Annotated in this window: 8 protein-coding genes; 6 read left to right on the top strand and 2 right to left on the bottom strand. The window is 36.4% G+C overall.

Annotated elements, in window-relative coordinates; all coding sequences use genetic code 11:
* Positions 1–39: 39 nt before the first annotated feature.
* The 6 genes from ACO1O5_RS08965 to ACO1O5_RS08940 all read left to right on the top strand — a co-directional run bounded on the left by ACO1O5_RS08965 (position 40) and on the right by ACO1O5_RS08940 (position 6,110).
* Positions 40–684 (top strand): class I SAM-dependent methyltransferase, encoded by a 645-nt coding sequence (locus tag ACO1O5_RS08965; RefSeq protein WP_486269508.1) that lies wholly within the window; start codon positions 40–42, stop codon positions 682–684.
* A 4-nt stretch (positions 685–688) separates the two neighbouring features.
* The gene (locus ACO1O5_RS08960) at positions 689–1,444 is read left to right on the top strand and encodes a glycosyltransferase family 2 protein (protein ID WP_486269507.1); all 756 of its coding nucleotides are present in this window, start codon (positions 689–691) and stop codon (positions 1,442–1,444) included.
* Positions 1,445–1,749: 305 nt separating this feature from the next.
* On the top strand, positions 1,750–3,042 hold the full coding sequence (locus ACO1O5_RS08955; protein WP_486269506.1) for a hypothetical protein: 1,293 nt from the start codon (positions 1,750–1,752) through the stop codon (positions 3,040–3,042).
* A 78-nt stretch (positions 3,043–3,120) separates the two neighbouring features.
* Positions 3,121–3,510 (top strand): hypothetical protein, encoded by a 390-nt coding sequence (locus ACO1O5_RS08950; RefSeq protein ID WP_486269505.1) that lies wholly within the window; start codon positions 3,121–3,123, stop codon positions 3,508–3,510.
* A gap of 306 nt (positions 3,511–3,816) precedes the next feature.
* Complete coding sequence (locus ACO1O5_RS08945; protein WP_486269504.1) at positions 3,817–5,241, top strand: MBOAT family O-acyltransferase; 1,425 nt, start codon at positions 3,817–3,819, stop codon at positions 5,239–5,241.
* 2 nt (positions 5,242–5,243) lie between these two features.
* Positions 5,244–6,110, top strand: a complete 867-nt coding sequence (locus ACO1O5_RS08940; RefSeq protein ID WP_486269503.1) for a hypothetical protein — start codon at positions 5,244–5,246, stop codon at positions 6,108–6,110.
* A 350-nt stretch (positions 6,111–6,460) separates the two neighbouring features.
* Here ACO1O5_RS08940 and ACO1O5_RS08935 read toward each other — a convergent pair whose 3' ends face one another.
* A complete protein-coding gene (locus ACO1O5_RS08935; RefSeq protein ID WP_486269502.1) occupies positions 6,461–9,307 on the bottom strand; it encodes a T9SS type A sorting domain-containing protein in 2,847 nt (948 codons plus the stop codon).
* Between the two features lie 787 nt (positions 9,308–10,094).
* A partial coding sequence (locus ACO1O5_RS08930; protein ID WP_486269501.1) for a PKD domain-containing protein occupies positions 10,095–11,046 on the bottom strand: 952 nt, incomplete at its 5' end.

The following is an 11,046-nucleotide window of genomic DNA, read 5'->3' as shown; positions in this document are numbered from 1 at the left end:
TTCAGACTTCTTAAATAATTCGGACGAAAACATTGAGGCATGAGAATAACCATCCCCGACAAAAAACTATTACACAGAACCGGTGACGTTGATTATTTTGACTGGAATTATAAATTTCCAATTAAGTATATTCAAAAATATCGTTTTGAAAGAATTGTAAAATTACTGGGTAGTGAAAAATACCCTTTCCTATTGGAGGCGGGTACTGGTAGTGGTATATTCTTACCGGAACTGTCAAAACATTGCGAACATTTATACGCTTGTGACATACATCATAACTTCGATAATATTGCCTCCCTTTGTGAAAAATATGAAATAAAGAGTTATCATTTAAGCACTCAAAGTATCGACCAAACTAACTTTCCTGATGAATCGTTTGATGCAGTTGTTGCTGTAAGTGTATTAGAATTTGTGCCAGATATTCAAAAAGCGGTTGACGAAATCAAAAGAATTCTCAAAAAAGACGGGATTTTTATAACAATCTGCCCGATGGAAAATAAAATATTAGATTTCTTTCTTTCGTTTTATACAAGAAGACCACCTAAAGAAGAATCGGGCGATGCAAGGCAAATGGTTTCTAAAATTTTGGAGCAAAATTTTACAATTATTAAAAAGGGTTATATGAATCCAATTTTTGGATCTTTTTTGCCGGTCTATACTCATTATAAATTAAAAAAATCATGATTTTATGAACCCGGACAATAAGACACTCATTAGTGTAATTCTTCCCTGTTACAATGAAGAGGCGATATTACAAACCAACCTTAATACCATAAGTTCCTACCTCAGTGATTTATCTGCAAAATATGATTGGGAAATACTTATTATTGATGACGGGAGCAAAGACAAGACCGGAACAATTGCTGATGAGTTGGCATCGACGAATACCAACTTCCGGGTCATTCATCACCCTATCAATTTAAACTTAGGTAATGCGTTAAAAACGGGTTTTAAGAATGCAAAAGGCGATATAATTGTTGTTATGGATATAGACCTTAGCTATTCTGTTGAACACATAGAGCGTATGGTTGATGAGTTAGTAAGAACAAGTTCGGATATTGTTATCGCGTCTCCGTATATGCCAGGTGGGCAAGTAACTGAAGTTCCCTTTACCAGAAAAATAATGAGTAAATGGGTGAACAGGTTTATGCGGTTAGCTGCGCAAGACAAGTACTATACCTATACCGGCATGGTGAGAGCTTACAGGAAAGATTTTATCAGCACAGTAAATCTAAAGACAAAAGATTATGAGATCAACCCGGAAATTTTGTACAAAGCGATGATTTTAAGGGCGAGAATTCTCGAAATACCGGCTCATCTTGATTGGACGGAACAGAATAAGTACAAAGGCAAACGCAGTTCAAGCATCAGAATGGTACGGGGCGTTTTTTCAGGGGTTATGTCAAGTTTCATTTTTAGGCCTTATATTTTTTTATGGCCATAGGTACTTTCCTGATGATACTGTCAATGTATGAATTAGTATGGCTACTTTTTGATACACTCAAATACATATCGCATTCTACCGAGGTTGTCCCAACGTTTTCAGAAAGCCTGTCTTTTCAATTCAGAAAAAATCCCCAAACTTTTGTAGTGGGTGGTATTACCTTTATTGCAGCCATTCAAATTCTTAGCTTAGGTTTTTTATCCCTACAAAGCAAGCGATATTTTGAGGAGTTATTTCATTTGGGAACCTCATTTAAAAAAAATTAAAGGCTTCCGAACCGGATATTTATACAACAAAACGCTATCATGATAAAAAAAATTAAATCGATTAGAAATCCTTTTTTAATTTTTTTGCCCTTTTTGATAATATTAATAGTTTATGCACTATTAAATCCCACAAGCGGCAATGGTGACGAACACCGATACCTCACTTTCGCTCATAATTTGATCAACGGGTTTTACTCGCCACCTCCTCCTAATATTAATTTAACCAATGGGCCAGGTTACCCTATAATTCTCACCCCGTTCGTAGCCTTAAACGTACCGTTAACTTATGTAACTCTTATCAATCCTTTTTTTTATTATTTTTCAATCATATTTCTCTTTAAGGCTTTAGAACAAGTTGTCTCGTACAAGATCACTTTACTATTTAGCTTCTTATGGGCTTGTTACTATATAGCTTACCAAAACATTGTCTTTGTAATGTCAGAACCATTGACTTATTTGTTAATATCTGTCTTGATCTATTCTTTGGTAAGAGCCTTCCAACCGGGCAAACCGTCTTTAATAAAGAAGTACATTATACTCTCCGGATTTATTTTTGGCTACATAGTACTAACTAAAATTGCATTTATCTACGTGTTAATTACTATGCTTTTTGGTAGCATTTTTCTATGGATATTGCATACCAGCGAAACCAATTACAAGAAGATGACGGCGGTGACTTCCGTCGCGTTGGTCACTATTTTACCATACCTGGTTTATGCATATTTTTTAACGGGCCAAATGTTTTATTGGAACACTAATACAGGAGATTCTCTTTATTGGAACAGCACGCCATTTTCCAATGAATACGGAGATTGGAAGGATGATCTTACACAAGGTGCTCCCGATTTAAGTAACTATAATATTCCGGGGGCGCAAGATACCCTTATAGCCCATCATCAAAAAGATTTTGACATAATAAACCAATATTCCGGTAGGAAAAGGGATGATGCTTTTAGGCAAATTGCTATTCACAATATAAAAACCCACCCGTTAAAATTCCTGCAAAATTGTTTTTATAACGCAGGGAGATTACTCTTTCATTATCCATTTTCGCAGGCTATACAACGCCCAAAGATATTACTTGTATTCCCTATAAACGGTATAATACTAACATTAATGCTTTTTAGCTTAATCCCAACTTTCCTCAATTGGCGAAAAATTAGTCTGCCGCTTAAATTTCTGCTGATTTTTACCTTTTTGTATTTAGGAATGAGCACACTAGTATCGGCTCTTGTTCGAATGTTTACCATCATTGTGCCTATATTAATATTTTGGTTTGCCTTTATTTTTGAAAAATCGGTGAAGATAAATTTAAGGTTTAAAGACATTTAAATCGGAATTTATTTGATAACAAAAATTAGGTTTTCAAAGAGTTATTAATATGAGCATAATTTAGGCTCTAATTCATATATGGCTACATTCTTGGCTTCAGATATTGCGTTAAATGATAACAGTAATTACTGTATACATAACCATTTGCACTTGCAGGTATTCCCGCAAAGGGAGCTAAAGGGTAACGCCGGTCTTTTTAAGTTCAGTATGGACATACTCAAAATATCTCAGCAGTTGATGCAATCTTTCAGCATTATACTCAATAAGATCACTACGATACACCGTATCTACATATCTACAAACGCTTTGTCGGAAAGCGGATTAGAAGAATCATCTTTAGGAAGCAGAAGATATTTACCAACACTATTACGACTCAAGCCTGTTGGCCTTGCAATTTACCGGATGACGATTCGGTCAATTTTAACCTGCAGGATTCGCATCAATTGTTCCATTATTATTGGCTTTTGAGACATCGATCCTTATTTTGCGAGGAGCAGAAGAAATCAAGAAGCATCAAACAATTATTACCACTAGGTGGGTCAAACCACTGGAAAGGCACCACACTTTATCGGGAAATAGTAATTTATTTCTATTTTACACCTAGGTCTACATCACAGGAATTTTCAGCGGTTTAACATGCAAGATTATTATAAAACAAGTACGTAACCGAAAAAACGGGTGGGTCAACATCCCAGAATTGCGGATCGAAATTAGACAGGATTTATACTGTAAACTTTTCTTAGAACTAGTCACCAAAAATTATAAATTTACACCATGCTATTTACCTCATTTGGTTTTTTTCTGCTGCTAATGGTTTCATTTATATTGTATTACCTGCCATTTAGTTTTTTTAAAAAGACAAATACCCAGCTTTTGGTCCTTATTGTTGCCAGCCTGTTTTTCTACGGTTACTATAACCCGAAGTTATTGTTTTTACTCTTTTTTTCCGGCACCGTAAATGTCATCACCAGTTATTATCTTACTTATGGCCCGCCCCGCTACCGACATCTCTTAGCCACTCTTGGTGTTGTTATTAACCTTTCAGTATTGGCTTTTTTTAAATATTCACCCTTGCTTGCCACAACATTTTTTGATACTGAAAACGGTATTGGCCATTTTTTAATAACTGTCCCGTTACCTATTGGGATATCTTTCTTCACCTTTGAGGGTATAAGCCTGGTTATTGATACCTATAAAGGCAATGTAGAATCTAAGTTTAGAGCCTTGGTTGATAAATCTTTTGGCCGGCATATCCGCAATTCTTTTTTCTTCATTGTGTTCTTTCCACACCTGGTGTCGGGCCCTATATTAAAAGCTCACGATTTTATGCCACAAATAGGGCAGAAATTGTTTCGGAATATCGATTGGGAATATTGTTTTCGAATGTTGGTTGCGGGTTATTTTTTAAAGTTGGTAGTTGCAGATAATCTCAAGGATTTTACTGCTAACCTTGAGTATCCGGGATTTATGACGCTATCTACTTTATCTCTCATCTCAATGTTGCTGGGCTATTCTTTCCAGATATTTTCCGACTTTGCCGGATATTCTCTCATTGCGCTAGGCCTTGCGGGCTTGTTTGGTTACAGGTTGATGCAAAACTTTAACTACCCCTATATTTCCACTACATTTTCTGAATTTTGGCGACGCTGGCATATTTCTTTATCCACTTTTCTTAAAGAGTATTTATATTTTCCACTGGGCGGAAACCGAAAAGGAAAAATAAGAACCTATATAAATCTGGCTATTACAATGGTGCTGGGTGGCTTATGGCATGGAGCTGCCTGGAGCTATGCCGTTTGGGGTGCCTTTCATGGCCTCGCACTTGCCTTAGAACGATTCTTTAACGATAAATACACCGTCGCTATAAGGAAAAATTCTGGCTTTTATTATTTTAAGATGTTCTTCATTTTCTCTATGGTAACGCTGGCATGGCTATTATTCAAATTGCCGAATTTTAGCCAGGTAATAATGTATATTAAGGCTTTGGGCGCCAACACCGGCCTAGTGACTAATTATATCGATGTTTTTTTAATAGGCCTTTATTGTTCGCCGGCAATACTTTATCATCTTCTCTATTTAAAAAGACAGCAAGCCCCGATTTATTATAAAAAAATCGAATTTGCGATTTTTGGCTTAATGCTTTTTTTGATTTTCACAAATAGTGGCTCACCAGGTTCCTTTATCTATTTCCAATTTTAATTATGATAAGAAAGAACATCTTCGTATTTATCATTCTATTGACATTTTATGAACTGATCCTGCGCATATTTCCTGTGCAATGGGATACCAGCCAAAATGACAAATCTGCAAACCTTATAAGTGCACAAGATTTTATTTATAACGCACCCGGTAAAAAAATAAAAAGTGATACCGTGATTGTAGGTTCTTCAGTAAGCAGGAAACTGATCACAGGAATATTTGGAGACAATTACCTAAATATCTCCTTCAATGGGTGGGGAAGTTTAGACGGACTTGAGCTAATAAAACGTACCGGCAAAACTCCTTCATGCGTGCTTGTTGAAATGAATTTTATAGGAGAGCCAGACGTAAAAGAAGGAATAAAAAGTAGTTTAGAACCCTTAGTTTATTATCCTAATAAACTGTTCCGTAGTTTTCAATTAAGGAACCAACCGACAGGTATACTAATCGGGTTTTTAAAAAATCTTATGAAAGGAAAAATAGAAGAGGAGAAAAAAAAGAGGAGAGAAAATATAATACTTTACAATTATAATTTAAAGATGATAAAGAATGGTTTTATGAAAGAGACCCCGGATTCACTATTACAACGGCGTTTCTATGCACTAAAACGGTTAGTGTCCGACTTAAAAAAACAGGGAAAGGGAATTATATTCTTTGAAATGCCTATGGCTCCCGAGCTGGAAAATACTACGCGAATAGCAACTACAAGAAATTATTTCCATAAGTTTTTTCCTGACACTCTTTATCAATACGTGTCATTGCCGAAAATGAACAATTATATTTACTCCGATGGTATTCACCTTACCCCGGAAAGTGCGACTGGATATACATATTTTTTAAAAAAACAGATCAATGATCTGGATCACTAACAAAATTCTAATTTAAAAAACACGCAGATCGTATATCCATCTGGCTCGGATAACCTTTACAATATATCATATCTATTTCTAATTTTTATAGCTGTTCACATCTTATAACTCAATGTGGGTAACTGTTTCAAATTATCGGGATCACCCTAAAGGGTTTTAATGTATATCATTGAACCCTTTACTCAGACTAAATTCTATCTGATTTTACCGACTAATTTTCAGTATCATGCCAGCTTTTATAGTCGCTTTACTCAGATCAAAAAGATCACTAACGGTTTTTGTGTAGGTTGGACAAAAAAACCACTCCTTGAATTAAAAGAAGTGGTTTTGTATGAAATTATCACGTGAACCTACTTGACCTTCACCATTTTAATTACAGAGTTTGAACTATTTTGGTTGAATTTCAGAAAATATATTCCAGATTTCAGATTCGAAGTATTTATAGATAACTGGAAGGTTCCTGAATTCATGACGCCTGTTTTATTCCACACAAGCTGACCCGAGGCGTCTGCAATAATAACGCTATATGGTCCGGCTATTCCTCCTGTTATATTAAGTGTTATATAGTCAGTAAACGGATTCGGATATGCTGTAATTCCATAAACCGGTGCTGAAATAGATGTATTGCTAGTTGCGGATCCGGACAAGGCGGAACTAACCACTCGTATAGTTACAACAGCATTGCCAGTAGCACCTAAATTATCAGTAACTGTTAACTGGAATTGGTAAACTCCGGCAATCATTCCAGTCACTAAAGTAGCTGCGGTATTTGGACTTATTATAGATGCGGCAGAAGGCCCAGATATCTGTGACCATTGATACCCGACTACCGTTCCATCTGCATCAGTTCCGCTGCCAGCTAGAGGCACAGAATTCGTGGGTAAGGTAATTGTACCAGCACCGCCAGCGTTTGCTACAGGAGCGATATTACTGCCAGAAGAATTTAATACAGTAATTTGAACAGTAGCTGCCCCGGTTGCTCCATTGTTATCTGTAACCTGTAATTGAAAAATATAAACGCCTTGCACCATACCGGTTACTGACGTAGTTGCCGAATTAGGGCTCGTTATAGTCGCTGATGAAGGACCAGAAATCTCCGTCCAATTGTACGCTGTTATCGTACCATCTGCATCCGTTCCGCTTCCCGAAAGAGTCACTGTATTTGTAGGTAATGTAATTGATCCATCACTACCCGCGCTGGCTACAGGAGCCTGATTACCTGTGGCAGGCCCATTTCTTATGAGAACTGCTGATGTGAAAGGGGCGAGGGTAATTGAACCATTATAGGAAACATTTCGCATATCGATATAATTTGCACCCAGGGAAATAGTTTTAGGGGCAGAAGTTGGATTATATTCAAATCTTAAATCACTAACATCGGTAATAGCTTTTGGTGACTTATTTGATTGGCCGTCCTGGCCAGAAAAAGCCTGCCACTGCAATAGAGTACGATTAATGCTAACATCGCCCAGTGAAGTGTGAATTGTTAAGCTGTCATTAATTGGACGAGCATAAGAGTTATTATTGGCAGCATACGAGGATGGTAATGTTGTCCCGAGTAATTCCATGTGGATTACAAGTTGATTTGATAAACGTGAAACTAAGATGTTATTATAAACTGAAATATTTGAAAGCGCAACCGAGCCATCATAATTTCTTAAATAATACTGCCATGTATTATTATAACTGGTATTAGAATCTAAATTTACCTCATGAGAGTTGTTTAGAGACAATCCCGCGTTTACATTTGAAACTGTGTTTCCGATTATGTCGCAATTGGGGCTTGTACCATCTAAATAAATACCATCCTGCTGATTAGCATTTGGATAATCTGTTCCGTTTCCTGCTCCACCGCTATTTAATACAATATTATATTTAATCTTTCTCTGGACATATACTCTATTGCCTTGACTTGGATAAGTATAGATACCCCCCCCATCATCCAATATAAGCCCAAAATTACTGACAAAATTATTTTGCACGGTAGTTCCATCACCATCAAATTCTATCGGATTAAAACCAGTGCTATCTACATAATTATTCGAAATATTATTATAATTACCGGCATTGTGAATAGCTTTATAATTGCCGCCAGTATTCAATGCCATTCCGGGATTTACACCAGAATTTTGAATATGATTTGATGTAATAGACCCATAATCCGATGAACCTGCGTCAATTGCAAAATCATTTGAATTATTAAATGAACAGTTATTCACCACCAAATAAGGGGAGCCAGGGTAAGCATTTATAGCAGTCAATCCCGAATAATTGAAATCGCAATTTTGTACTGAAATGTGCTGGCTATTAATGATTTTAACTCCAGCTTGGTTTTCGCCTTGAAATGATATATTGCTTAAATTTAAATAATTAGAATTAATTATCGAAACTAATGTGTTGATGGACGCCACCTTTACATTTTGAGGTGTTCCTGCACTATAAATTTGAATCTTTTTTGTCGAAGGATTATAGTACCATTCGTTTTGCACATCGAGGGTTCTACTATCATTTTGAATAAAAAAGCCATAATTATTTTTTCCGACGTTTGAAGAAGATGGAGAATATGTCAAAGTGCCACCAGATTGAGATATGATGGGACTTCTATCCATATTCCACCTGCCTTTTCTTATTACCACTTCCGCACCCGCCCAATTAACAGCCCCAGTTAAGTCGCTACTTGTTATTGAGGTATTCCCATTAAATGACTGATAAGTTAAATATTGCGGTGCATTAGGATACCTTCCCATTGGAATGTTTGCCCCATTTATTGCAACCATGTTGCATGATAACAAGCCTGATACCGCAGAAGTGCTCTCCCATATATTACCACCTAGATTATTCCATGAAGTTACCGTTGTAAAACCCGTAACGACAGGATTAGCCCCAGAACCATATGCACCAAAGGTGATAGGCGAGCCTGCCGAACCGCTAGAGCTAATATTTATGGTGCCGAAAAATACATCACCTCTATTAAATAAAATATTGTCCCCGGGATTTAGCGAACCTAATATCGAATTGAGTTTGTTTATCGTCTGCCAGGGAGCAGAAGCAGAGGTGCCGGTATTCGCATCATTACCGCTTCCAGCGATATAATAATCTGTTGCCTTCGTCGAAATGCAAAGAGTTAGAAGTACCAGTGCAAAAAGAACCTTTTTAGTAATTGCCTTTGTTTTGATAGATTTCAAATTGTTTTTCATAATATTTATTAATGGTAGATTTAAAGATGGCTTTTCATAAACTATGTAAGGATGGGGGCTAAAAAATGAAATAACTTAGCTGTCATAATATCATCGACATTTAATTATATTAATAAGGATACTAGAACCTGCTTCAATAAATTTTTTGAAAATCTAATGAATGCCGTAAGCATCGATAATTAAATTATAGCCGAAAGATAATGTCCTTAAATTTTAGGATTATTTCAATTCTCAGTTGTGTATCAATTTTCATACAATTTCCCCTAAAGTCTCTCGTTTTGTTAAAATTTACTCACGTATTAGCAAAAAATAAACCAAAATTTGACCCTTTTGCGCTCAATTTGATAATCTATAAAACTTATGCACATTCCACAGAAATCATACAATTATGGCATGTTTACTAGTGATAAGATAATATTAATAATCAGATTATTAGATTCTTAAATTAGTAGAAAAAATGACAGAATTTATATATGTTAAACATATGTTAACTAAAAAAATATTTTTGGCATAATTTTTATTGGCTGGCCTTTGCTTAAGCTTTTTTAAACCTAGTTCAATATTCTTAAATAATATAGCAATATAAACACGTATTAGAAAGAAAAACGTGGGGAGATAAAGGCATTTCAAAACGCGGGGGAAATTATTTTGGGGCAAAAGTGCATTTAGCTGGTAGTCATAATCCTGCAGAAAATATTGATAAATTCAAACGAATCCAGGGGTAATAGTACCCAATAATTCTGATCACTCTAATGTGATTTCAATCTAATATCAATCATCCTGTATATTATAACTTTATCAGTTTAGTACTCTGTATTTCATTATCACCATAATAAATCGTTATTGCATAAGTTCCTTTAATAAGATTGCTTAAATTCAGCTGCTCTTTTATTTCGGTCTGACCGCTTGTTATTTCCTTTTTATAGACAATCTCCCCTTTCATATCCGTAAGAACAAGCAGAAGTTTTGAATAGACTTTTGAGGTGTTTATTTCCAACGTTGTATTCGCGATCACAGGATTTGGATACACTTTTATTGAATTACTTAGTCCACTCGTATTGAGCCTTGGTTCCGCTACTACTATAGTAACGGTATCTTTGCCTGTCGCACTAAAGTTATCAGTTACCGTCAATTCAAATTCATACGTTCCTCCTTCCAGTCCATTTAATAAAGTCGTTGGGCTATTTGGCGAAATAATCACACCAGGGGAGGGACCCAAGATTTGTTTCCATGAATAACCAACAATTGTTCCATCCTTATCCGTACCACTTCCTGTAAGTGTAACTGACGTCGACGGCAGTGTTATTGTTTGGTCTTTCCCGGCATTGGCAACAGGGGCTGCATTGGCAGAATTCACCGTGATCTGAATTGTATCGAAGCCACTTGCCCCCTTGTTATCCGTAACTTTCAATTCAAATTTATAAATGCCCTGCGTAAGACCCCAAACGTCGGTAACGGGTGACGATGCATTTGTGATGTTATATGAGGAGGGCCCTGATATTTTGATCCATGAATAACCCGCAATAGTTCCATCTACATCGCTGCCACTTCCTGCTAATGACGCCGTACCATTCGGCAATGTAATAGTTATATCAGAACCCGCATGGGCCTGGGGAGGAATGTTAGCAGCAGCCTTCACCATAACCTGCATGGTGTCTCGTCCTCTTGCACCATTGTTATCGGTAACTCTCAATTCAAACAAATATATTCCCTCCGCCAGACCATTAATAGTTGTAGCG

The sequence above is a fragment of the Ginsengibacter sp. genome (genome assembly GCF_057362405.1).
Note: the sequence above shows the minus strand (reverse complement) of the source record. Positions and strands in the feature narration are given on the sequence as shown.